Origin of the sequence: Halorientalis sp. LT38, assembly GCF_037031225.1 — an archaeon.
Taxonomy (GTDB): domain Archaea; phylum Halobacteriota; class Halobacteria; order Halobacteriales; family Haloarculaceae; genus Halorientalis; species Halorientalis halophila.
In genome coordinates, this window is sequence record NZ_JAYEZN010000001.1 from 2628272 (window position 1) to 2649960 (window position 21689).

Here is a 21689-nt window from a genome sequence, read left to right on the forward strand (position 1 = left end):
CCCGCTCAGTCCTCGAGTTCGTCGATTTGCAGCCCACCGATACGCGGGTGCGGTCGGCCGCCGTCGGTCGCGACGACGATCAAGACGAGTTCGTCGGCCGCGGGCGCGTCCTCGATCCGGACCGGCATCGCGTCGTAGTGGGTCCGGACGTAGGCCTCGTCCTTGTAGTGGGTCGGGACGTCGAGGCAGGTCCCGGGGCCGCCGCGTTTCTTCGCGCTGGGGATGATGGCCTCGCCGCCGCCGACCGCTTCCCGCAGCGGCGTCCCGAGTTCGGGGTGGAGCATCGCCGCGACGTGTTCGAGTTCGCCCTCGGTGCCGACGATCCCGCCCTTCCCGTAGCCTTCGACCGTCTCCGGGCCACCGAGCCTGTCCACGGCCGCCGTTGCGAGCCGCCCGCCCAGGTCTGCGCCCCACTCGGTGAGCAGCGACAGGTCCTCCTGCCACTCACCGGCGTAGGGGTTGTCGATCACGGCCGCCGCGGCCGCCTTCGTGACCGGGTCGGCGAGCGCTCGCTCGCCGTCGCGGTAGGTCGTCGATTCGATCACCGTCTGCGTTCTGATCGTTGGGTCGGTCATGACTGGTCGATGGTCGCGGTCGTCTTCGCGGGGGCGGTGTTCCGGCTCCCGTCGACCAGGACGTCCCCGTCGACGAGTACGGCGTCGATCGCCGGGTAGGTGCCGGCGTCCAGTGCCTCGAGCGCCGTCTCGGCCTGACTCCCCTTCGGCGGTCCCATCAGCGTCAGGTCCGCCGGTCGGCCAGTCTCGATCCGGCCGGTGTCGAGGCCGTGGTGTCGGGCCGTGGTGCCGGTGGCGAGACAGAGGATCTCCTCGGGGGCGACCTCGGTCATCCCACAGAGCGTCGCGGCCTCCAGCAGGACGCCCAGCGGGGTCACGCCCGTTCCAGAGGGGGTGTCGGTGCCCAGCTGGACGCGGTCGAGTTCGTCCCGGTCGGCGGCCATCTCCAGCACGTCGACGGCGACGCGCTGGTTGCCCGCCAGCACCAGGTCGAGGACGATGTCGGTCTCGGTGACCAGTTTCGCCACCTCGTCGTCGGGGACGGGCGTCGGGCCGCCGTTGACGTGGGCGGCGATATCGGGGCCGACGTCGACGAACATCTCGGCGTCGGTCGACTTCACGCCGGGGAGGCTCGTGCCGCCGCAGTGCATCAGGACGATCATGTCCCGCTCGTGGCCCCAGGCGACGAGGTTCCGGGCGCGTTCGCGGTCCTCGACCGGCATCAGGAACTTCAGGCGCTCGACGCCTTCTTGATGGACGTCCTCGACGTCGGCCTCGGTCATCTCGCCGTCGAGGATCAGCGTGCCGCCCCGTACTTTGACGCCGCCCGGGCGCTCGTTGGCGAGGGACTTCCGGGCGAGCGTGGCGAGCGATTTCGCGCTCTCGACGTCGTCCGGCCGGCCGGGGAGGTGCGGTTCCCCGTTCGAGATCATCGAGGTGATCCCGCCGTGCAGGTAGCTCTCGCACCAGCCGAGCGTCCGTTGCCGGGGCGTGTAGTCGCCGAACACCGGGTGGACGTGCGAGTCGATCAGTCCGGGCGTCAAGGTGAGACCGCTCGCGTCGATCGTCTCGTCCGCTGTCGTCGTCGTGGCGCCCAGTTCCCGGATCTCGCCGTCTTCCAGATAGACCGACTCGACGTCGATCACCGGTTCCTCGAGGCGACCGGTGACGACACGGCCCAGGTTCGTGACGAGCGTGCTCACGACTCCTGCACCTCCCGATCGCGGATCGCTTCCTCCGGGCCCTGGGGTGCGAAGATCCAGAGCTTCCGGAGCGGTCCGGACCCGACGTTGACGTGCCTGTGATGGACGCCCGGGGGGATCACGGCCGCCTGGCCCGCGGTGAGACCGTGGGTCTCCTCGTCGGTGACGATCTCCGCCTCGCCCTCGAGGACGTAGACGATCTCCTCGACCTCGCGCACGTGTCGCGAGCCTTCGGCGCCCGGTTCGAAGGTGACGACGCCGACGCTCACGTTCTCGACGCCGACGGTCTCGTCGGCGACGATCTGGCTGGCGAACTCGCCGCCCCCGAATCGGGGGAGGTCGGCGGTGTCCCGGACGACGATCCCCGCGTCTGTGTCGTCGGTCACGGTCGATCGCCCTCGTCGAAACTGTATTGGTAACTCATACCACGGGGCGACGTTTCGGGAGACGGGATATATAGCTTGTCCGTGCACCGGCCGGTACCGACGGTGGCGGCGTCGGTCGGCCGAACCCGGCCGAGGGCGGCCGGGACCGTTCAGTTGACCTGCGCTTCCAGCAACCTTTATACCACCGGCGTTGAAACTACTCGATCAAGTCATGAGAGTGCATCCCACTGGCAGGTGTGTCACGAGCAGGTGCCGCGTACGTGGACGAGGCCGCGAACTTCCGTCGAGAACTCGCCCGTCGTCGGCGGGGATTCGCGTGGCGGGCCCATCGCCCGCTGGCACCTACTAGAATGGCGCTGGAAAGTGACCTCGCGGTGGCGATCCTGAACGGCGTCACCTGGGGGCTAATCGTGGCGCTGATCGCGCTCGGGCTCAACCTGATCTACGGGTTGCTCGAGATCGTCAACATGGCCCACGGCTCGCTGTACATGCTCGGTGCCGTCATCGGCTGGTTCGCCATCGACGCCACCGGGAGCTTCGCCGCGGCGCTGTTGATCGCGCCCCTCGCCGTGGGTGCGATCGGGATGACCGTCGAACGCGGGATCCTCCGGCCCATCGAGGACGACCTCACGATTACGCTGATCGCGACGTTCGGGCTCCTGTTGATGTTCGACCAGCTGGCGCTGATGACGTTCGGCCCCGGCACCCGCTCGGTGTCGGCGCCCATCGCCGGCACGGTCTCGTACGCCGGCATCTCCTACTCGCTGTACCGGCTGGTCGTCGGCGTGGTCTCGATCTTCCTGATGGCCTGTCTGTACCTGTTCCTCTTCCGGACCCGGTACGGGACCTGGATGCGGGGCGTCCGTCAGGACCGCGAGACCGCCAGCGCGCTGGGGATCCCCACCTCGAAGGTGTACGTCTTCACGTTCGGCCTCGGCGCGTTCCTCGCGGCGCTGGCCGGCGTGTTGCTGGCGCCGATCGTCAGCGTGGGCCACCTGATGGGGCTCGACATCCTCGCGGTGGCCTTCATGGTCGTGATCGTCGGCGGCCTGGGCTCCCTGCGTGGCGTCCTCGTCGCCAGCCTGATATACGCACTCGTCGAGAACGTTAGTACCCTATTCATGACGCCAGTCGAAGCGCGCATCCTGACCTTCGCGCTCATGATCTCGTTCGTGTTGATTCGTCCCGACGGCATCTTCCGGGGTGCGTCCGCATGAGCCGCACCTTCGAGACGCCGCTGGGCACGCTAACGGCGAAACACGGCGGCTTGATCGTCCTCGCGATCATCGCCGTGATCTTCCCCTTCACCGTCGGGAACTTCCTGTTGTTCCTGGCGGCGTCGATCCTCGCGCTGGGGCTGTACGGTGCCTCGTTCGACCTGATATACGGCTACACGGGGCTGTTGACGTTCGGCCACGCCGTCTTCTACGGCGTGGGCGCCTACGCGGCCACCTTCGCGATCCAGGACCACGGGCAGGGCATCCTCACCGCCATGCTCGTCGGATTCATCCTCACCGCGATCATCGCCGTCGGCATCGGCCTCATCGCCATCCGGGTCAGTTCACACGGGTTCGTCATCGTCACGATCCTGATCGTGCTGATCGCGAACCTCGCCGCGGTGAGCATGACGGCGATCACCGGCGGTACCGACGGGGTCAGCGTCATGCTCCCCGAATTCACCGTCCCGGCCCTCGGGGAGTTCACGATGTTCGACCCGATGTTCAGGTACTTCTTCGTCCTGGCAGTGGTCGCCGTGTCGCTGCTGGCCATGAACCGGCTCGTGAACTCGCCGATCGGTCTCGTCTTCCGGATGATCCGCGACAACGAACAGCGCGCGAAGATGCTCGGCTACAACGTCACCACCTACAAGCTGATCGCCTTCAGCGTCAGCGGGGCCTTCGCCGGCCTGGCGGGCGTGCTGAGCATGTACGTCACCGGCTTCGTGAGCGCGTCGCACTTCAGCCTCATCGTCTCCGGCGACGCGGTGATCTTCACGCTGGTCGGCGGCCGCGCGACGCTGATCGGTGCCATCTTCGGGGCGATCCTGATCGAGGGCGCCTCGAACTTCGTGAGCGGGTTCACTGACGCCTACCCGCTGATCATCGGTGGACTCCTGCTGTTCACGGTGATCTTCGAGCCCGAGGGCCTGGTCGGGATGTTCGACCGGATCCGCGACGCCCTGGGCGACCGCGGCCTGCTGTCCGGGTCGGACGACGAGGAGTCGTCGCCCGAACCCGACGCCGATCCCAACCCGGCCCAGGAGGTGACGACCGATGAATGAGACCGTCCTCCGGACGGACGGCCTGACCCGCAAGTTCGGCCAGCTGGTGGCCGTCAACGACGTCGACCTCGAGATCTACGAGGGCGAGATCCGCGGCCTGATCGGCCCGAACGGCGCCGGGAAGACGACCGTCTTCAACATGCTCTCGGGGATGCTCGAACCCACCTCGGGCGAGATCTGGTTCAACGAGGAGGAGATCACGCACATGCCGCCGCACAAGATCACCTCCCGCGGGATGGCGCTCGCGTTCCAGATCACGAGCATCTTCCCCGAACTCACGGTCACGGAGAACGTCCTCGGCGCGCTCAACGGGCAAAAGCGGTTCCTGAGCCCGCTCGAACGGTACGGCGACGACGAGGACGGAATCGCACGCGCGATGGACATCCTCGACCGCGTCGGGCTGGCCGAACACGCCGAGGAGACGGCGGAGAACCTCTCCCACGGGGACCAGAAGGTCCTCGAGATGGCGCTGGCGCTGGCGGGCGATCCGGAACTGCTACTGCTGGACGAACCGGCCGCGGGGCTCTCGGCCAGCGAGACCCGGACCGTGGTCGACCTGCTCGAGGAACTCCGCGGGGAGATTACGATCATGCTCATCGAACACGACATGGACCTGGTGATGGAACTGGTCGACAACCTGACCGTGCTCCACCACGGCGAGATCATCGCCGAGGGATCGCCGGCCGAGATCAAGGCGAACGAACAGGTGCAAGAAGTCTACTTCGGGAGGGAGTACTGATGCTCGAAGTCGACTCCATCAACACGTTCTACGGCAAGAGCCACATCCTCCACGACGTGAGCTTCGAGGCCGGGGCCGACGAGGTGGTCGCACTGCTGGGCCGCAACGGCGTCGGCAAGACCACGACCATGAAGTCCGTCATCGGCCTGACGCCGCCGCAATCCGGCACCGTACGCTTCGAGGGCGAGGTCGTCTCCGGCGACTCGCCGAGCTCGATCGCCAACCGGGGGATCGGCTACGTCCCCCAGGACCGGGGTATGTTCCCGGAGCTGACCGTCGAGGAGAACCTGACGATGGGGCTCGGGACGGCCAAGCGCGACGAGACGATCATGGCGGAGATCTTCGATCGGTTCCCCCGCGTCGAGGAGCGCATGCACCAGAAGGCGGGGACCCTCTCCGGCGGCGAACAGCAGATGGTGGCGATGGCCCGCGCACTGATGCGCGACCCGAAGCTCGTCCTGATGGACGAGCCCACCGAGGGGCTGATGCCCTCGCTGATCCCCGAGATCGCCGATATCACCGAGGAGATCGCCGACTCGGGGTACAGCATCGTCATCGTCGAACAGAACGTCGACCTGGTGCTCGACATCGCCGACCGGATCTACCTGATGGACAACGGCCGGATCCACGAGCAGGCGACGCCCGCGGACCTGCGCGACGACGAAACGATCCTCGAAAAGTACCTCGGAGTTGGTATCTAATGATAGACCTCGAACTCAGTCCGATCTCGCGACGCATCGTCGAAGAACTGGCAACCGTCACGGCCGACGAGGAGGTGCTCGTCATCTCCGACCCCGAGAAGGTCAGCGTCGGGCGCGCCATCACCAACGCGGCGCGCTCGACGGGCGCGAACGCGACCCTCTCGATCATGCCGCGACTGGACGCCCACGGGAACGAACCGCCGGGACCCGTCGCCGCCGCGATGAAGGAAGCCGACGTGGCCTTCACGGCGACGACCCACGCCATCACCCACACCCAGTCCCGGCTGGCGGCGTCGGACGCCGGCACGCGCGTCGTCGTCCTCCGTGGGGTCACCGAGGACATGCTGATCGAGGGCGGGATGAACACCGACTACCAGCGCCTCAAGGAAGTCACCGGCGCCACGCGCGACGTGCTCGACGCCGCCAGCGAGGCCCACGTCACGAGTCCTGCCGGGACCGACATGCACCTCAACCTGGACGGGAGCTCGGCCTTCTCGCTCGACGGCTACTTCCACGACTACGGCTTCTCGGCGCTGCCCGGCGGGGAGTCGCCGACCTGCCCGCAGAAGAAGTCCGGCACCGACGGCACCGTCGTCATCGACTACTCGATGGACAACATCGGCCACCTGGACGACCCGATCGAGCTCACCTTCGAAGCGGGGACGCTCACCGGCATCGCGGGCGGCAGTGAAGCCGACGAGCTCCGTGAGATCGTCGACGCGGCCGGCGAGAACGCCGGCAACCTCGCCGAGTTCGCTATCGGGACCAATCCCGACGCGCGACTCATCGGTAACCTCGCCGAGGACAAGAAGAAAGCCGGGACCGTGCACTTCGCCATCGGCGACGACACGAGTCTGGGCGGCACGCTCGAGAGCGAGATCCACTTCGACGGACTCGTCCTCGACCCGACCGTCGAACTCGACGGCACGGTCGTCCTCGACGAGGGGACCCTCGACGTCGAGGGCATCCTGGAACTCGCAGACGAAATCCGGGACTGACTCGGAGACCGCCAGCCACCGCTCGTCGTTCGTTTTCTGCACCAAATACCGCGAAGTGCGAAGTCAACAGTTCTAGCCGGAGCGCCGCGCTTATTCGGCCGCGGACCGGCCGTGGATCGCTCCGTCCCGTTCCGAGAGGTGCTTCGGGTCCCGGTCGTTCGCGACGGCCAGGAGTTCGGCGACGATGCTGTGTGCGATCCCGTAGGGCGTGCCGCCGCCCAGGTCGAGGCCGATGGGCGTGTAGATCCGCTCCAGATCGTCGTCGGTCGGCGTCGCGGCGGTCTCGTCGTCGGCCATCGCCGCGACCAGTTCCTCGAAGCGCTCGCGCGGGCCCATGAGCCCGACGTAGGGGACCGGGACGTCGAGCAGTTCCTCCAGTGCGAGCCGGTCGTCGACGAAGTTGTGGGTCATGACGACGACGTAGGTGTTCTCGTCGAAGGACTCGACGTCGCGGATCTGCGCCGGCGAGGTCGACCGTACGGCGTCGGCGGCGGGGAACTGGTCCGGGCCGGTGGTGCCGCGGAAGCCGACGACGTGGACGCGGAAGTCGACGTTCGCGGCCAGTTCGACGACGGGACCCACGTCGTGTCCGGAGCCGACGACGACGAGTTTCGGGGCGGGTGTGAGCGCGTCGACGAACACCTCGGCCCACCCGTCGTCGGTCTCGACGCGGACGACGCCGCTGCGTTCCCGGTCGAGATGCTCCCGCACCTCGGGTTCGACGGCGTCGCGGAGCCACGCCGGCGCGTCAGCGTCGTCGGCGAACCCCTCGCCCGGGCGGTAGTCGGTCCGGCTCCAGGTGGGGACGTCGCCGTCGAGGACCGTGACGACGCCGACGGGGTCGTTCGCTGCCACGGCGTCGAGGGCCGACCGTTGGTCCGCGGTCAGCGGTTCGAGGAGGACGTCGATGATCCCGTTACAGCCGACGCCGAGCCCCCAGACGTCCTCGTCGTCCTCCATCATGTCGTAGGTCTCGACGCGCGGCCGCCCGCTCTCGAGGACGTCGGCCGCGATGCGGTTGATCTGGTCCTCCAGACACCCCGCGGTGACGCTGCCGACGCCGTCGCCCTCGGGGGTGACGAGCATCTTCGCGCCGGGCCGCCGGTAGGCGTTCCCCTCGACGCCGATCACGGTCGCGAGGACCGCCGGTTCGCCCGCTTCGAGCAGTTCGCGAGCCCTGGCGTACACCGTTGACTCGGGAACGCTCCACCTGCTGTCCGTCATTACCGAGAAGTCGCACTCCCGAACTGTAAGCGTTTTCCCCACGCCGGCGTCGACGCGCGAGGGGCGACGGATCCCGAAAAACTGGTGAGAACGCAGCGTGGTATCCACCATCATTATAACCGGTCCAACGCAAGGAGGTGGCATGCTCGACTACTTCGACGTGGAGTCGGACGTGTCCGCAGAGGAACGGATGATCCGGGACACGGCCTGCGAGTTCGTCGACGAGAACGTACGCCCCGACATCGGCGAGCACTGGATCGAGGGCACCTTCCCCAAAGACCTGATCCCCGAGATGGGCGAGATGGGCTTTTACGCCCCGAATCTGGAGGGCTACGGCTCGCCCAACGTCTCGGAGACGGCGTATGGACTCCTGATGCAGGAACTGGAAGCCTGCGACTCGGGCCTGCGCTCGATGGCGTCCGTGCAGGGCGCGCTCGTCATGTACCCCATCCACGCCTACGGTTCGGAGGAACAGAAAGAGGAGTGGCTCCCCAAACTCGGTTCCGGCGAAGCGGTCGGCTGCTTCGGCCTCACAGAGCCCGAACACGGCTCGAACCCCACCGCCATGGAGACCCGTGCCGAGGAAGCCGACGGCGGCTATCTCCTGAACGGGTCGAAGACGTGGATCACGAACTCACCGATTTCGGACGTGGCGATCGTCTGGGCGCGTGACCGTACCGACCCCGATACGCCGGTCCGGGGCTTTTTGGTCGAAACTGACCGCGACGGCGTCTCCACGAACAAGATCTCCGAGAAGCTTTCGCTGCGGGCCTCTATCACGGGCGAGATCGGCCTGAACGACGTCTTCGTGCCCGAGGAGAACCTCCTGCCAGGTGCAGAGGGCATGGGCGGACCCCTCGGATGCCTCACGCAGGCCCGCTACGGCATCGCCTGGGGCGCTATCGGCGCCGCGCGGGACTGCTTCGAGACCGCGCGGCAGTACGCCAAAGACCGCGACCAGTTCGGCGGCCCGATCGGCCGGTTCCAGCTCCAGCAACAGAAACTCGCCGAGATGGCCACCCAGATCACCCTGGCGCAACTCCTGGCACACCGGCTCGCGGACCTGAAAGAGCGCGGCGAGATGCGCCCCCAGCACGTCTCGATGGCAAAGCGCAACAACGTCCGCATGGCCCGTGACGAGTCCCGCATCGCCCGCGAGATGCTCGGCGGCAACGGCATCACGGCGGACTACTCGCCCATGCGTCACATGGCCAATCTGGAGACGGTCTATACCTACGAGGGCACGCACGACATCCACACCCTCATCCTGGGCGAGGACCTCACCGGGCTCGCCGCCTACCAGTAACCATGGTGGGAGAAGCCAGAGAGGCCGAGACCGACACGGGGCCGCTCGACGGGCTGACGGTGCTCGACGCCTCGCGGGTGCTGGTCGGCCCGTTCTGCACGATGCAACTCGGGGACCTCGGTGCGGACGTCGTCAAGGTCGAACGCCCCGACGGGGGCGACCAGACGCGTGGCTGGCACCCGCCGACCTACGGCGACAGCGAGGAGAGCGCCTACTACATGAGCGTCAACCGGAACAAGCGCTCGATCACGCTCAACCTCGCCAGCGAGGACGGACGCGACCTGTTCCGCGAACTCGCCGAGAAGGCCGACGTGGTCGTCGAGAACTTCCGCGTCGGCCAGATGGAGCAGTGGGGCCTGGGCTACGAGGACCTCCGCGAGGACAACCCCGAACTGATCTACTGCTCGCTGTCGGGCTACGGCGAGTGGGGCCCGGACCGCGACCGCCCGGCCTACGACATCATCATGCAGGCCGAGGGCGGCATGATGTCGATCACCGGTGCGGAGGACGGGCCGCCCGTCAGAGTCGGGGTGGCCATCGCCGACATCGGTGCGGGGATGTACGCCGCGCAGGCGATCCTCGCCGCGCTCCTGGAGCGGGAACTCGGCGACGGACAGGGACAGAAGGTCGACGTGAGCCTGCTGGACGGCCAGGTCGCCTGGATGACCTACATGGCGTCGAACTACTTCGCGACGGGCGAGTCGCCGGGGCGGATGGGGAGCAAACACCCGACGATCTCCCCCTACCAGGCGTTCCCGACGGCCGACGGCTACGTGGTCGTGGCGGTGGCCTCGGAGAACATCTGGCCGCGCTTCTGTGAGGCGCTCGACCGTCCCGACCTCGCGGCGGACGAGCGCTTCGAGACGAACGCCGACCGCGTCGAGAACCGGGACGACCTCGACCCGATCCTCGAGGCCGAGCTCTCGGCGTACGAGACCGCAGAGATCCTGGACCGGTTCGAGGACCACGACGTGCCGGCTTCGGACGTCAAGGACATGGCGGAAGTGTTCGACAACCCGCAGGTCGATGCCAGGGAGATGCACCGGACCGTCTCGCACCCCACTGCCGGCGAGGTGGAGATGGCGGGGAGTCCGATGCACTTCTCGCGGACCCCGACGTCGATCAGGCAGTACCCGCCGGAACTGGGCGAGCAGACCGAGGCCATCCTGCGGGAACTCGGCTACTCGGCGGCGGCGATCGAACGGCTGCGTGAAGCCGACGCGCTGTAAACCTGTGACCGGTTTCGGACGGTCTACGAATGACTCGCAACCGACATAATAGCCAAGTTTATAGTTTATACCCGCGTAAAATTCGGCAATGACCCAGACCCAGTGCAAGATCGAAATCGTCGCCGAGCGGTACGGCCTCGACGCCTCAGAGGGCCGGTACGGCACGGTCGACGAGCGGCTGCTGACTCGCTGGACTGGTGCGGACGGCCGCGACCCCGACGGGTACCGCACCCTCACGGAGTGGTTCAACAAGCGGCTGCTCAAGTCCGTCTACGACGAACACGGGCGGGACACGACGGGGACGCGGGTGAGCAGCGACTACCAGGCGCTGACCGGCGACGACGACCTCCTCCGTGAGGAGGTGATGGACGACCTCCGGGCCGACGGCGTCGATCCCGAGCGGGTGCGAAGCGACATGGTGTCCTGGAGCACGATGCGCGATCACCTCAACTCCTGTCTCGACGGCGAGAAGGAGGTCGAGGACTCCGAATCTGACTGGGAGCGGCGCAGTCTCGAGGTGGCGAAGAACATCACTCGATCCAAGGTCCGGGAGGCGCTGTCCTCGCTCGACACGAAGGACGTGCTGCCCGAGGGCGACACCGCCGAGATCGAGATCCAGATCCTCCTCTCCTGCCCGGACTGCCCGATCAGGATCCCGGTCGACGACGCGGTCGAGCGCGGGTTCGTCTGCAAGGACCACTTCCCGAAAGCGCCGTCGGTGGAGGTGGAGAGCTGAGATGTCCTGGGAGCTCGAATTCCAGAACATCGCCGGCATCCGTTCGGGTCGCGCGTCGCTCGAACCCGGAATCAACGCCGTGCGCGGGACCAACTGGCAGGGGAAATCCAGCTTCGTCACCGCCGTCGAGACGGTGATGGGGACGGAGGCGGTCCTGACCGAGGGCGAGGCGTCCGGCGCGGTCGAACTGCAGGCCGACGGGGAAACCTACCGGGTCGAACTCGATCGCGACGGGGAGGCGGTCCTTCGGTCGGGTGAGCCGTACCTCGACTCGGAGAAAGAGCGGGTGACCGCGTCACTGTACGCCTTCCTCGACGACGACAACGACGTCCGCGAGGCCGTCCGGAGAGACGACAACCTCGAGTCCGTGCTCACGCGCCCGCTGGACTTCGAGAACATCGACGAGCAGATCGCCGAACTCAGCGGGGAGCGAGACCAGGTCGAGACCGAACTCGAACGGGCCGAGGAGGCGGCCGAGCAACTCCCGGACACGCAGGCGACGATCCGACGGCTGGAGGACGACCTGGAGGAGTTGAACGAACGGCGCGAGGCCATCCGGGAGGGGAGTCCGGACGAGGAGTCGGTCTCCGACCGGCGCGACGAACTGAGCGACGCGAAGGCCGAACGCGACTCGGTTCAGCAGCGCATCGAGCGGCTCGAGCAGACCGTCGAGCGGACGGCCGAGAAACTCGACGAGAAGCGCGCGGAACTCGACGGGCTAGAGATCCCGGAGGAAGACGAGGACCTGGCGAGCCGGATCGCAGAGCGCAAGGAGCGACTCACCAGAGTCGAGCAGGACGCGGAACTGCTGCAGTCGGTGTTCGCGCCGACGAAGCGACTCATCGACGAGGACCGGATGGACCTGATCACGGACGTCGACCGGGACCTCATCGAGGACACGGTCCGGTGCTGGACCTGTGGCTCGAAGACGAGCAAGGGGGACGTGGAGGACCACCTCGACGACCTCGGCGAGCGCATCTCGGATCTCCGGTCGGAGGCGAAGGAGTACCGGAACGACGTCACCGACCTGCAGGAGCGCCAGGAGGAGGTAAAGCGGGCGAAACGCCGCGAGTCCGATCTCGAAGACGAGATCGCGCGCCTCGAGTCGACGCTCGAAGAGCGCGAGACGAGCCTCGAACAGGCCCGACAGCGCGACGAGGAACTCGAGAGCCGGATCGACGAACTCTCGGCGGTCGTCGAGGCCGAGGACGCCGAACTGACCGACGTCGAGAGCGAGATCAAGTACACGGAGACGCGCCTCGAAGAGGCGCGGGAGGAACTGGAGACCCTCGAGTCGCGGGCGGACCAGCGCGACACGCTCGAAGCCGAGCGGGACGAGTTGACCGACGAGATCCACCGACTGCGCGACCGGAAGGCGGCGATCAAACGCCGGACGCGGGAGGCCTTCGACGACGCCATCCAGGACATCCTCGCGAAGTTCGACGTCGGCTTCGAGATGGTCCGGCTCACCTCGGAGTTCGAGCTCGTCGTCGCCCGGGACGGCCGCGAGGCGAGCCTGGACGCGCTGAGCGAGGGCGAACTGGAACTGCTGGGCATCGTCGCCGCGCTGGCGGGGTACGAGGCGTTCGAGGTCACCGAGGACGTCCCCGCCATGCTGCTCGACGGGCTCGGCGGGCTGGCCGACCAGAACCTGCAGACGCTCATCCAGTACCTCGAGGATCGCGTCGAATTCCTGGTCTTCACGACCTACCCGGAGACCACCTCGTTCGAGGCGAACACGATCGATCCCCGGGAGTGGTCGGTCGTCTCGCCGACGACGCCGACCTGAACGGCCCGGCCATCGAGCGACATTCTGCGTTCGGTCGACGACGCCCCCGAAACGGCTGCTGAAAGCGCGAGGCCCCCCTTCTCGCGAGCCACTGCTCACTGGTCGGGTCACGAAAGCCGGGGTGGTCGGTACAGGACGACCATGGTTAACGATGGACGGTCCGAGGGATGACGGAGTCGTCCGGTGGCGTCCGCTGCGACACCCACGGTGTATTCAGTTTCCATGCGCTCAGCTAGCGCATACGACCATTTGCCGGCCGACGACATATACGTTGCGCCCACCGCACGTCGTGACGGCGGTCGCCGAAACACGATAGATATACTGCAAGTGTGGATACATACCTGAAAACCTATGGCTCGGGCGAGGCCGATAGCTGGACGCAGCCAGGGGATCGGCTGATCGACGGCGGACTGGGGAAATATCGGTCCTTCGAGGGCTTAGACTCGGAACTCGGGTATGCCTGTTCGGCCGACGCACTCTGGCCGCGGGTCGGGAGGAATGGGGATCTCTGAACGGGTTTTAGCGCAGCTAACCAGCGCTAAACCGTCGAGTTGGAGAGGGCTGTTATCCCGTACTGATATCGCTCCAGAACCGTAGATATCGCTAAACATATAAAAATTATATCTATCCAGTAAATTTGATACACCTACCGGTGCTCCCGGCCGACGGGGAGGGTTCGCAGGACCGCGAAGTCGAACCGGTCGATCCGGATCAGGCCGGCGAAGAGGAGTCCCGCGAGCGCGACCGGAATCCAGTTCCCGAAGGCGGCGTTGATCGCGCCCCAGAGGATCACGAAGCTCACGAGGTCGTCGAGCATGAACGCGCAGTCGTTGACGCGGTCGACCAGCGCCTGCCAGTCGAACGCGAGGTCGAACAGGCCGACGGCCACGGTCGCCGAGAGGATCCACCCGAGGTAGTTCGACCACGGGACGCCGTAGTAGACGCCGCCGGCGTCGTAGGCCCAGAACCCGAGCGCCACGGCTCCGGGGTCGAGGACGAGGTCCACGAGCAGGACCGTGGCGATCACGACCGGGAGGCGGATCGCCCAGCGGCCGGCGCGGTCGCCCAGCAGGAGCAGACAGAGCAGGTAGCTGTTGAGCACGAGCGGGAAGAAGAAGACGGGGAGGCCGACGGGCACGGCGCCGAGCAGCATCGGGCCGAGGTCGACGCCGTACTCGAAGGCGCCGTAGGGCCAGCCGGTCGTCACGCCCACGTACTCGATCCCGTAGGAGTAGGCGGTCAGGGCGAGCAGGGCGGCGGTCGCGCGCCGGTCGAGCAGCGGTGCGACGCCGGCGATCAGTGGGAGTCGCATGACGAGTGTGCCAAAGAGCACGAGATATGGGTTGAAGTTGAGCGGGCCGGGCAGCAGCGACTCGGCGCTGGCCAGGAGCGTGATCGCCCCGACGACGGGGAAGACGACGGCGATGGTGAAGCGGTTCTCGCGGACGAGTCGGTCGAGGCGGGCCTCGATCCGGTCGCGCGCGGCGGGCTCAGCCGCCATAGACGAGCACCCAGAGGCCGCCGAGGGTCATCGCCATGCCGATCAGCGTGTTGATCGCGGGGTACCACCAGTAGGCGTCGTCGACGTCGATCTGGGCGAAGGCGATGCCGAAGACGAGGACGGGGTAGGCGAGCAACAGGGCGCCGAAGCCGACGTGGACGAGCGAGAAGGCGACGGCCGCCGCCAGCCAGCAGGCCGCGCAGTAGTAGTAGGTGCGACGCTTCCCGAGCGCGGTCGCGGTGGTCCGGATCCCCGCCTCGCGGTCGGGTTCGATGTCCGGGATGGCCGAGAAGGTGTGCATCCCCATAGTCCAGAGCCAGCCGGCCGCGATGGCCGCCAGCGGGGGCAAGGTGCCGGCGACGGCGGTGAAGGCGATCACGCCGGGCAGGACGTACAGGCCGTTCGACACCGAATCCAGCAGCGGCGTGGTCTTGAACCGCAGCGGGGGCGCGCTGTACTCGACGGCGAGGAAGAACCACAGGGCCAGCACGCCGGTCGCCACCGGCGGGAGCGAGAGGGCGAACGGGACGCCGAGGGCGCCGCTCAGGACGACGGCCAGCCGGACCCAGCCGTCGTCCCGGAAGCGGACCTCCTGGTCGTCTTTCTTGGGATTTGCCTCGTCCACGTCGGCGTCGAAGGCGTCGTTGACCCCGTAGAGGAAGACGTTCGCGGGCACGGTGAAGTACGCGAGCAGGAGGACGGCGACGGGGGCAAACAGTTCCGCGACGCTCCCGGCGGCGTAGGTCGTGCCGACGATGACTGGCCCGCCCAGGTAGAGCCAGAAGCGCGGCCGGGAGAGCCAGAAGAGATAGCCAGTGCGACTCTCCTGGGAGGGGAGATGGCTGGCGACCGATTCGAGTCGGGAGCGGACGGCGCCGTCGCTCATCTGTCCGCGAGCACGGCGTTGGCGGCGTGTTCGCCGCTGATCAGACACATCGGGACGCCGATCCCGGGGGTGGTGAACGAGCCGGTGAAGTAGAGCCCGTCGACGGCCGACGAGCGGTGTGGCGGGCGCAACAGCGAGGTCTGCCGGAGGGTGTGGGCCAGCCCCAGCGCGGTCCCCTGGATCGAGTTGTAGCGGTCGGCGAACTCCGACACCGAAAATCGCTCCTCGACGGCGATGCGGTCCCGGAGGTCGACGCCGGTGTTCTCGGCGAGGTCGGCGAGCACCTGATCGCGGTAGCGCTGCCGGGTGGTCTCGTCGTCGTCGAGGTCGGGCGCGATGGGCACGAGGACGAACAGATTTCCGTACGCGTCGGTGTCGCCGTCGGGGACCGTCGACGCGTCGGTCTCGGAGGGGACGCAGCAGTAGTACGCCGGATCGTCCGGCCAGGCCGGTTCGTCGAAGATCTGCTCGAAGTGGGGGTCCCAGTCCTCGGGCAGGACCAGTGTGTGGTGGGCGAGTTCGTCGAGGTCGCCCTCGACGCCCAGATAGAGGAGAAAGGCGGAGGGCGCGTAGGTCTTCGAGTCCCAGTAGTCGGCGTCGTACTGGCGCTCGTGTTCGGGGAGGAGTTCCTGCTCGGTGTGGGCGTAGTCGGCGTCGCTCACTACGAGATCGGGATGATACTCGTCTCCGCTCTCGGTCGCGACGAGGAAGCCCTCCTTCCGGCGGGTGATCTCGGCGACCTCCGTGCCGGTGACGTACTCGACGCCGAGTTCCGTGCCAAGGTCGACGACGGCGTCGACTACAGCGCCGATGCCGTTGTCGCGGTCGCCCTTCCCGCGTGGGTAGTGGACGCCGAGGTTGAAGTCGACGTGGCTCATCATGTTGTAGAGCGCGGGGGTGTTGTGCGGCGCGCCGCCGAGGAACACGAGGGTGTACTGCATGATCTGCTGGAGCTTGGGGTTCTCGAAGTAGTCCGCGACGTGGCCCTGCATGTTCCCCAGGAGCTTGAGGCCGACCGGCGCGGCCCGCATCACGTCCAGATCCACCCAGTCGCGCAGCCGCGGGCGGTCCTCGTAGACGAAGTTCTCCATGGCGAGCTCGTAGTTCCGCTTGCTCTCCTCGAGGTAGGCGTCGAAGGCCTCGCCGCCGCCGTCTTCCAGGGAGGCAAACAGCTCGCGGACCTCCTCGCGGTCCGCGGAGACGTCGACCCGCTCGCCGTGTTCTCGCGGGCCCTGCCCGCTCGAATCGGTCGCGGCGCTTCGCGCCTCGCCGTCCTTGAAGAAGATTCGGTAGTGCGGGTCCAGTCGCTCCAGGTCGTAGTAGTCCGAGGGGGAGCGGCCGAATTGGCCGAAGAAGCGCTCGAAGACGTCGGGCATCAGGTACCACGACGGGCCCATGTCGAAGCGAAACCCCTCGACTTCGAGCCGGCTGGCGCGACCGCCCAGTTGCTCGTTTTTCTCGAGCACTCGCACGTCGGCGCCGGCGTCGGCCAGGTAACACGCCGTCGACAGTCCCCCGAACCCTCCACCGACGACGTCGACCGCCGTTCCAGCGAGCGAACTCATTGGGGAAACTAGAGACCGGACGGAGAATAAAAGGGCGGGCTGACCAGTATGGTTCGCCAAGGGTTCACACGATAGAAACCGGGATGGGGCTGCCGATCCAACTGGAAGGCGATGGACGGGACGAACGCCGTCGTCACGGGTGCGAGCAGGGGTATCGGGGCCGCCGTCACTCGCGAGTTCGTCGACGCGGGGGCTCACGTCCTCGCCTGCGCCCGAACCGCGGACGATCTGGAGGACCTGGCCGCTGCCCTGGAATCCGCAGCCGGATCGGTGACCACGCAACGGGCGGACGTCCGCGACGAGTTCGACGTGGAGCGGGCAATGGAGACCGCGGCCCGCGAGAACGGAGCCATCGACGTCGTCGTCGCGAACGCCGGCGTCTACCACGGGACGCCGGGCGAGACGCCCCTGTCCGGGGAGTCCTACGCCGCCTTCGACGATCACCTGCGGACGAACGGTCGGGGCGTGTTCACGACGATTCGCGAGTCGCTGCCCCACCTCGCGCCGGACGCACGCGTGCTCGTCAGCTCCGGACACGTGGCCCGCGAGGCCGAACCGGGCTACGGCTCCTACGCGGTCTCGAAGGCGACCGCCGAGGCCGTGGCTCGGGGGTTCGCCGCCGACCTCGACCAGTCGGTCGGCGTCGTCGACCCCGGCGTCGTGGCGACCGACCTGACCGACGAGCACGGGCGCGACCCGGCCGAGGTCGCCCCGATGTTCCGCTGGGCGGCGACGGCGGCACCCGAGGCCGACCTCGACGGTGCGATCCTGGACCTGGCGACGTGGAAGCGAGCCACCCGCTGACACGCTCGCGAGCGTCGCGTTCGCCGGATCGGAGGATTTATTGGCGCCATCGCACCTCTTCCAACAAGGCCATAATAATATGAGCACTGGTGTTATTAACCGACGAGCGCGCCCGTCGCTGGCGGGACTGGTCGGTGTGGTCGCGCTGATCGCGCTCTCGGGGCTCGCGGTGATGGCGGACCTCGGGAAGGTGCTGGTGATCGCGTGGGTCGCGTTCGCGGCGATGGCGGGGTCGATCCCGCTCGGCGTGCGCGCGGCCGAGAGCGCGAGCGCGACGCGGCTGGTGTGGGGCTACGGGCTGGCCAGCGGCGCGATGATCACGAGCGCGGCGGTCTTCCTCGTGCCGCAGGCGATGGGCTTCGACCCGCGGATCGGCGGGTTCGGCATCGCTGCCGGCATCGTCGTCGGCTTCGGCTCGCACGTTCTGGGTCACCGGCTCTCGCACCTCAACGCCGCGTTCGACGACACGGCCGTCCAGCTGTCGGCCCACGCGCTCTCCGCGGGCGCGATCATCGGCCTCGTCTACGGCGCGATGCCGGAACTGGGCCTCCTGCTAGGGCTGGCCATCGTCTCGCACAAGGGGCCGGCCGGCTACGCGGCCGCGCGTCGGCTGGCGAACGCCGACCGCTCGGCGTCGGTCATCCTCTTTCCCGCGTCAGGCGTCGGCATCACGGCCATCCCGACGGCGTTGCTCGACCTCCCCGCGATCCCGGCGATCAACGCCGCCGTCTTCGGCTTCGCCGCCGGCCTGTTCCTCCACGTCGCTATGGACTTTCTCCCCCGCTGTGAGGTCGGCGGTGAGGTCGGCGAGGTCGCGCAGGTCTCCGACCACGCCCACGAACTGCTCGACCGCCTCCGGATCCACGCCGTCGTCAGCACCTCGCTGGGCGGCCTCGCCGTCTTCGCTGCGTGGCTCGCCGTCGGCGCCTGAGGGGACGATCGGCCGGTTCTCGCCGCTCGCTCGCCCGCGAATCTTGCATTTTCACACGCTCCCCTGGCAAAAAGTCACGTCCGTAGCGGTGTCCGGGAGAATATAAGGAAAATATATCTATTCTGGGGGCTATTGCTGTACATTCAGGGGAAGATTTTTACTATGCCGGGACACACGTGGAGGTAAGCATGGTAGAATGCGACAGCTGTGAAGACGACGTACTGCACGTCTGGAGACACCGCGCGATCGGCGAGACGGTGACCCACCGCGAGCAGCGCTGGGTCTGTGCCGACTGTCACCCGAAACTGGCGAGCACCCTCCGGAACGACGCCGAGGCCGAGTCGACCGAGGAGCCGACGACCGACGCCACGGGGGAGGACGCCGAGAAGGTCATCGTCACCGACGGCGGCCGCTTCGCCTGTCCGTCCTGCGGCGGCGAGACGATAAACGGCCAGGGGCTGTTCGGTTGTCTGTCCTGTTCCTGGACGGGCGTCAACTAGTTCGGCGCCGAGCTCCGTCGTTCCGGTGGCACGCGGCCGGATTCAGTTGTACTCGCGCCAGCGGTTGCCGCACTCCTGGCACTTGAAAAAGCGCGTCGGCGGTTCGTCGGCCGAGCCGGTCTGTTTGATCGTGTACCAGGCCTTGCCGTGCCCGCACTTCTCGCAGGTCACGTCGTCGGCCGTCGGTTTGCCCTCGAAGCTGTCGCCCTCTTCGGTCTCGATCAGTTCGTCCCCGCTCTGTTCCTCGGTAGAGACGAACTTCTCGGCGGCGGCCTCGTCTTTTTCCTGCTCGGCCCCACAGGACGAACAGACCATCACGTCGCCGTCCGCGTGCATCATCGAACCGCACTCGTCACAGAATTGCATAGGAGTTCTCCGGTCTGTTCCGAGATTTGCGACTCCGCCCCTTTTGTCTTTGCAACCGCGGTCGCGCTCGCCGTCGAACCATCAGTTCGAACATAATAGTTTATTAATCAGTTTTTCCAACAGTTCGTCGCCGAGCGATCGGTCGGCCCTCCAGGCACCTGCTTTCCGAAGCCGGGACTCCATCGCTCGCGGCGCTGCGCTGTGGGCAACTGATACTGACGACCCGGCTCGCCGTCGCACGATCCGATCAGAGCGGCTGGAGCGAGTCGATGCCGCGCACCTCGACCCGTGCCCCGCCGGATTCGCTTTCCGTCACCGCCACGGTCCAGTCGTGGGCCTCGACCACTCGCTGGACGATGGCGAGGCCGAGTCCGGTCCCGTCGTCGGCCGTGGTGACGCCGGGTTCGAGCACCTCCTCGCGCCGATCGGCGGGGATGCCGGGGCCGTCGTCTTCGACGAAAAAGCCCGTGCCGTCGGCGTTGCCGAGCGGTCCGACACGGATCGCGGGGTCGGCTGCGCCGTGTTCGACGGCGTCCTCCTGAGCCTGCGAAGGAGGGCTCGTCGAGCCGTGCTCGACGGCGTTGCGAAAGCAGTTCGCGAACGCCTGCGAGAGGCGGTCGGGGTCGGCCCTGAGCGTGGCGTCGCCGTTCTCGACCGAGAGCGTCGCGGGGCCCGAGTCGACGGCCGCCCAGGCGTCGGTGGCGACGGCCTCGAGCGACGTGCGCTCGGTCTCGTCGATGACTCGGCCGTCGCGGGCCAGTTCCAGCACGTCCTCGACGAGCGTCCGCATCCGTTCTAAGGCCTCGGCGATCCGGTCGAGCTGCTCGTCGTCGCCGTCCTCCCGCGCCATCTCCAGGTACGTCTCCGCGATCTCGATGGGGTTGCGCAGGTCGTGGGAGACGACGCTCGCGAAGGTCTCCAGGCGCTCGTTCCGCTCGGTGAGCTCGTCGACCTCGGCCTGCAGTTCGCGCTCGCGCTCGGGGCGGTCGCCGAGGTCGGTGTACAGGAGGTAGCCGCCGTCGTCGGTCGGGACGTTGCGCAGGCGGAACCGGCGTTCGCCACTCGCGGTGTCGCAGTCGGTCTCCCGGTCGAGGGGGTCACCCGACTGGATGGCGCGGGCGACGGCGTCGAGGGCGTCGTCGTCGGCCAGCGTCGCCCGCAGCGAGACCTCGGCGCCGTCGACGGTGAAGGTCTCGCGGAACGCGGGGTTGATAGAGCGGACGACGATTCCGTCGGCCCCTTTCTCGTACTGGACCACGGGGTCCGGGTGGGCCGTGAGCAAGGTGTCCTCGGTCCGGCGCTCCCGTTCGGCCATGCGTCGTCCGGAGTTGGGCGACCCCCTTGGAGTAGCTGTCGACCGTTACGAACCGTGAGCCGGTGGCTCGGACGGTGATATCGCCCGAACGTATTTGAACGCGGCTCCGATACGGGAGACTGACACTGTGTCCCACGAGTTCAGCACCGCGCCGAAGGTTCTGGTCGTCGACGACGAGGAGGACGTCGCAGAAGCTTACGCGTTGAAGCTCAGGGACGACTACGACACAGAGCTGGCCTACGGGGGCGAGGCGGCCCTCGAGATGGCCGACGCGAGCACCGACGCGGTGTTGCTCGACCGCCGGATGCCGGACATCCACGGCGACGAAGTCCTCGAGCGCCTCCGCGAACGGGGCTTCACCGCGCCCGTCATCATGGTGACCGCGGTCGACCCCGACCTCAACATCCTGGAGATGGACTTCGACGACTACCTCTGTAAACCGGTGGACAGGGACACGCTCCGGCAGACGCTCGACCAGCACCTCGAACGGACCGCGACCGATCCCAAGCTCGAGGAGTTTTTCGGCCTGCTGTCGAAACTCTCGGTCCTGGAGGCGGAACTGCAGCCGAGCGAACTGGAAAACGACGAGGAGTTCCAGCGACTCAAGCGTCGCGCGGTGAAACTCAGCGACGAACTCCGGGATTCCGTCGACGATTTCGAGGAGATCGTCGAGACACACCGGTCGGTCGACCGGGGAACGCGCACGTCGCTGTGA

22 protein-coding genes are annotated in these 21689 nt (G+C 67.3%); 13 read left to right on the forward strand and 9 right to left on the reverse strand.

Features of this window, described 5'->3' with window-relative positions:
- Positions 1-5 precede the first annotated feature (5 nt).
- Genes U5918_RS13515 through U5918_RS13525 form a run of 3 tightly spaced genes read right to left on the reverse strand, consistent with a single transcriptional unit; the run spans position 6 to position 2103 of the window.
- Positions 6-575: an amino acid synthesis family protein gene (locus U5918_RS13515; RefSeq protein ID WP_336001889.1), complete on the reverse strand. Its 570-nt coding sequence runs from the start codon at positions 573-575 to the stop codon at positions 6-8.
- Entirely contained in the window at positions 572-1717 is a 1146-nt protein-coding gene (locus U5918_RS13520; RefSeq protein WP_336001890.1) for an amidohydrolase family protein, read from the reverse strand. The genes U5918_RS13515 and U5918_RS13520 overlap by 4 nt, the downstream gene beginning before the upstream one ends.
- Positions 1714-2103 carry a cupin domain-containing protein gene (locus tag U5918_RS13525; protein ID WP_336001891.1) on the reverse strand — a complete coding sequence of 130 codons (390 nt, stop codon included), beginning with the start codon at positions 2101-2103 and terminating at the stop codon, positions 1714-1716. The genes U5918_RS13520 and U5918_RS13525 overlap by 4 nt, the downstream gene beginning before the upstream one ends.
- Before the next feature lie 350 nt (positions 2104-2453).
- Here U5918_RS13525 and U5918_RS13530 point away from each other — a divergent pair, with 350 nt between their 5' ends.
- Genes U5918_RS13530 through U5918_RS13550 form a run of 5 tightly spaced genes read left to right on the forward strand, consistent with a single transcriptional unit; the run spans position 2454 to position 6822 of the window.
- Positions 2454-3320 (forward strand): branched-chain amino acid ABC transporter permease, encoded by an 867-nt coding sequence (locus tag U5918_RS13530; protein WP_336001894.1) that lies wholly within the window; start codon positions 2454-2456, stop codon positions 3318-3320.
- The gene (locus U5918_RS13535) at positions 3317-4384 is read left to right on the forward strand and encodes a branched-chain amino acid ABC transporter permease (protein ID WP_336001896.1); all 1068 of its coding nucleotides are present in this window, start codon (positions 3317-3319) and stop codon (positions 4382-4384) included. Before U5918_RS13530 ends, U5918_RS13535 begins: the two co-directional genes overlap by 4 nt.
- Positions 4377-5123, forward strand: a complete 747-nt coding sequence (locus U5918_RS13540; RefSeq protein WP_336001898.1) for an ABC transporter ATP-binding protein — start codon at positions 4377-4379, stop codon at positions 5121-5123. Before U5918_RS13535 ends, U5918_RS13540 begins: the two co-directional genes overlap by 8 nt.
- Entirely contained in the window at positions 5123-5824 is a 702-nt protein-coding gene (locus U5918_RS13545; protein ID WP_336001899.1) for an ABC transporter ATP-binding protein, read from the forward strand. Before U5918_RS13540 ends, U5918_RS13545 begins: the two co-directional genes overlap by 1 nt.
- Complete coding sequence (locus U5918_RS13550; protein WP_336001900.1) at positions 5824-6822, forward strand: aminopeptidase; 999 nt, start codon at positions 5824-5826, stop codon at positions 6820-6822. Before U5918_RS13545 ends, U5918_RS13550 begins: the two co-directional genes overlap by 1 nt.
- Positions 6823-6912: 90 nt before the next feature.
- On the opposite strand, the gene U5918_RS13555 is transcribed toward U5918_RS13550, so the two are convergent.
- On the reverse strand, positions 6913-8046 hold the full coding sequence (locus U5918_RS13555; RefSeq protein ID WP_336001901.1) for an XdhC family protein: 1134 nt from the start codon (positions 8044-8046) through the stop codon (positions 6913-6915).
- A gap of 142 nt (positions 8047-8188) precedes the next feature.
- Here U5918_RS13555 and U5918_RS13560 point away from each other — a divergent pair, with 142 nt between their 5' ends.
- The 4 genes from U5918_RS13560 to U5918_RS13575 all read left to right on the forward strand — a co-directional run bounded on the left by U5918_RS13560 (position 8189) and on the right by U5918_RS13575 (position 13106).
- A complete protein-coding gene (locus tag U5918_RS13560; RefSeq protein ID WP_336001902.1) occupies positions 8189-9352 on the forward strand; it encodes an acyl-CoA dehydrogenase family protein in 1164 nt (387 codons plus the stop codon).
- 2 nt (positions 9353-9354) lie between these two features.
- On the forward strand, positions 9355-10581 hold the full coding sequence (locus U5918_RS13565; protein ID WP_336001904.1) for a CaiB/BaiF CoA transferase family protein: 1227 nt from the start codon (positions 9355-9357) through the stop codon (positions 10579-10581).
- Between the two features lie 88 nt (positions 10582-10669).
- Positions 10670-11317, forward strand: coding sequence for a rod-determining factor RdfA (rdfA, locus tag U5918_RS13570; protein ID WP_336001906.1), 648 nt, complete (start codon positions 10670-10672; stop codon positions 11315-11317).
- 1 nt (position 11318) lies between these two features.
- Positions 11319-13106 carry an archaea-specific SMC-related protein gene (locus U5918_RS13575; RefSeq protein WP_336001907.1) on the forward strand — a complete coding sequence of 596 codons (1788 nt, stop codon included), beginning with the start codon at positions 11319-11321 and terminating at the stop codon, positions 13104-13106.
- A 646-nt stretch (positions 13107-13752) separates the two neighbouring features.
- Here U5918_RS13575 and cruF read toward each other — a convergent pair.
- From cruF to U5918_RS13590, 3 genes are read right to left on the reverse strand one after another with little or no spacing between them, the layout of a single operon-like run.
- Positions 13753-14607, reverse strand: a complete 855-nt coding sequence (gene cruF / locus U5918_RS13580; protein ID WP_336001909.1) for a bisanhydrobacterioruberin hydratase — start codon at positions 14605-14607, stop codon at positions 13753-13755.
- Positions 14597-15493 carry a prenyltransferase gene (locus tag U5918_RS13585; RefSeq protein WP_336001911.1) on the reverse strand — a complete coding sequence of 299 codons (897 nt, stop codon included), beginning with the start codon at positions 15491-15493 and terminating at the stop codon, positions 14597-14599. The genes cruF and U5918_RS13585 overlap by 11 nt, the downstream gene beginning before the upstream one ends.
- Complete coding sequence (locus U5918_RS13590; RefSeq protein ID WP_336001913.1) at positions 15490-17058, reverse strand: phytoene desaturase family protein; 1569 nt, start codon at positions 17056-17058, stop codon at positions 15490-15492. The genes U5918_RS13585 and U5918_RS13590 overlap by 4 nt, the downstream gene beginning before the upstream one ends.
- A 111-nt stretch (positions 17059-17169) precedes the next feature.
- Here U5918_RS13590 and U5918_RS13595 point away from each other — a divergent pair, with 111 nt between their 5' ends.
- The 3 genes from U5918_RS13595 (at position 17170) to U5918_RS13605 (ending at position 19293) form a co-directional block, all read left to right on the forward strand.
- The gene (locus U5918_RS13595) at positions 17170-17862 is read left to right on the forward strand and encodes an SDR family NAD(P)-dependent oxidoreductase (protein ID WP_336001915.1); all 693 of its coding nucleotides are present in this window, start codon (positions 17170-17172) and stop codon (positions 17860-17862) included.
- A 79-nt stretch (positions 17863-17941) separates the two neighbouring features.
- Positions 17942-18793, forward strand: a complete 852-nt coding sequence (locus U5918_RS13600) for a ZIP family metal transporter (protein ID WP_336001916.1) — start codon at positions 17942-17944, stop codon at positions 18791-18793.
- A 188-nt stretch (positions 18794-18981) separates the two neighbouring features.
- Complete coding sequence (locus U5918_RS13605) at positions 18982-19293, forward strand: hypothetical protein (RefSeq protein WP_336001917.1); 312 nt, start codon at positions 18982-18984, stop codon at positions 19291-19293.
- A 42-nt stretch (positions 19294-19335) separates the two neighbouring features.
- On the opposite strand, the gene U5918_RS13610 is transcribed toward U5918_RS13605, so the two are convergent.
- Positions 19336-19659, reverse strand: coding sequence for a transcription factor S (locus U5918_RS13610; protein WP_336001919.1), 324 nt, complete (start codon positions 19657-19659; stop codon positions 19336-19338).
- Between the two features lie 247 nt (positions 19660-19906).
- Positions 19907-20974 carry a sensor histidine kinase gene (locus U5918_RS13615; protein WP_336001921.1) on the reverse strand — a complete coding sequence of 356 codons (1068 nt, stop codon included), beginning with the start codon at positions 20972-20974 and terminating at the stop codon, positions 19907-19909.
- Positions 20975-21101: 127 nt separating this feature from the next.
- Here U5918_RS13615 and U5918_RS13620 point away from each other — a divergent pair, with 127 nt between their 5' ends.
- The gene (locus U5918_RS13620) at positions 21102-21689 is read left to right on the forward strand and encodes a response regulator transcription factor (RefSeq protein WP_336001923.1); all 588 of its coding nucleotides are present in this window, start codon (positions 21102-21104) and stop codon (positions 21687-21689) included.

Coding starts and splice junctions, on each gene's coding strand:
- U5918_RS13515 (WP_336001889.1), bottom strand. CDS start 575: ATGACCGACCCAACGATCAGAACGCAGACGGTGATCGAATCGACGACC.
- U5918_RS13530 (WP_336001894.1), top strand. CDS start 2,454: ATGGCGCTGGAAAGTGACCTCGCGGTGGCGATCCTGAACGGCGTCACC.
- U5918_RS13535 (WP_336001896.1), top strand. CDS start 3,317: ATGAGCCGCACCTTCGAGACGCCGCTGGGCACGCTAACGGCGAAACAC.
- U5918_RS13540 (WP_336001898.1), top strand. CDS start 4,377: ATGAATGAGACCGTCCTCCGGACGGACGGCCTGACCCGCAAGTTCGGC.
- U5918_RS13545 (WP_336001899.1), top strand. CDS start 5,123: ATGCTCGAAGTCGACTCCATCAACACGTTCTACGGCAAGAGCCACATC.
- U5918_RS13550 (WP_336001900.1), top strand. CDS start 5,824: ATGATAGACCTCGAACTCAGTCCGATCTCGCGACGCATCGTCGAAGAA.
- U5918_RS13555 (WP_336001901.1), bottom strand. CDS start 8,046: ATGACGGACAGCAGGTGGAGCGTTCCCGAGTCAACGGTGTACGCCAGG.
- U5918_RS13560 (WP_336001902.1), top strand. CDS start 8,189: ATGCTCGACTACTTCGACGTGGAGTCGGACGTGTCCGCAGAGGAACGG.
- U5918_RS13565 (WP_336001904.1), top strand. CDS start 9,355: ATGGTGGGAGAAGCCAGAGAGGCCGAGACCGACACGGGGCCGCTCGAC.
- rdfA (WP_336001906.1), top strand. CDS start 10,670: ATGACCCAGACCCAGTGCAAGATCGAAATCGTCGCCGAGCGGTACGGC.
- U5918_RS13575 (WP_336001907.1), top strand. CDS start 11,319: ATGTCCTGGGAGCTCGAATTCCAGAACATCGCCGGCATCCGTTCGGGT.
- cruF (WP_336001909.1), bottom strand. CDS start 14,607: ATGGCGGCTGAGCCCGCCGCGCGCGACCGGATCGAGGCCCGCCTCGAC.
- U5918_RS13585 (WP_336001911.1), bottom strand. CDS start 15,493: ATGAGCGACGGCGCCGTCCGCTCCCGACTCGAATCGGTCGCCAGCCAT.
- U5918_RS13590 (WP_336001913.1), bottom strand. CDS start 17,058: ATGAGTTCGCTCGCTGGAACGGCGGTCGACGTCGTCGGTGGAGGGTTC.
- U5918_RS13595 (WP_336001915.1), top strand. CDS start 17,170: ATGGACGGGACGAACGCCGTCGTCACGGGTGCGAGCAGGGGTATCGGG.
- U5918_RS13600 (WP_336001916.1), top strand. CDS start 17,942: ATGAGCACTGGTGTTATTAACCGACGAGCGCGCCCGTCGCTGGCGGGA.
- U5918_RS13605 (WP_336001917.1), top strand. CDS start 18,982: ATGGTAGAATGCGACAGCTGTGAAGACGACGTACTGCACGTCTGGAGA.
- U5918_RS13610 (WP_336001919.1), bottom strand. CDS start 19,659: ATGCAATTCTGTGACGAGTGCGGTTCGATGATGCACGCGGACGGCGAC.
- U5918_RS13615 (WP_336001921.1), bottom strand. CDS start 20,974: ATGGCCGAACGGGAGCGCCGGACCGAGGACACCTTGCTCACGGCCCAC.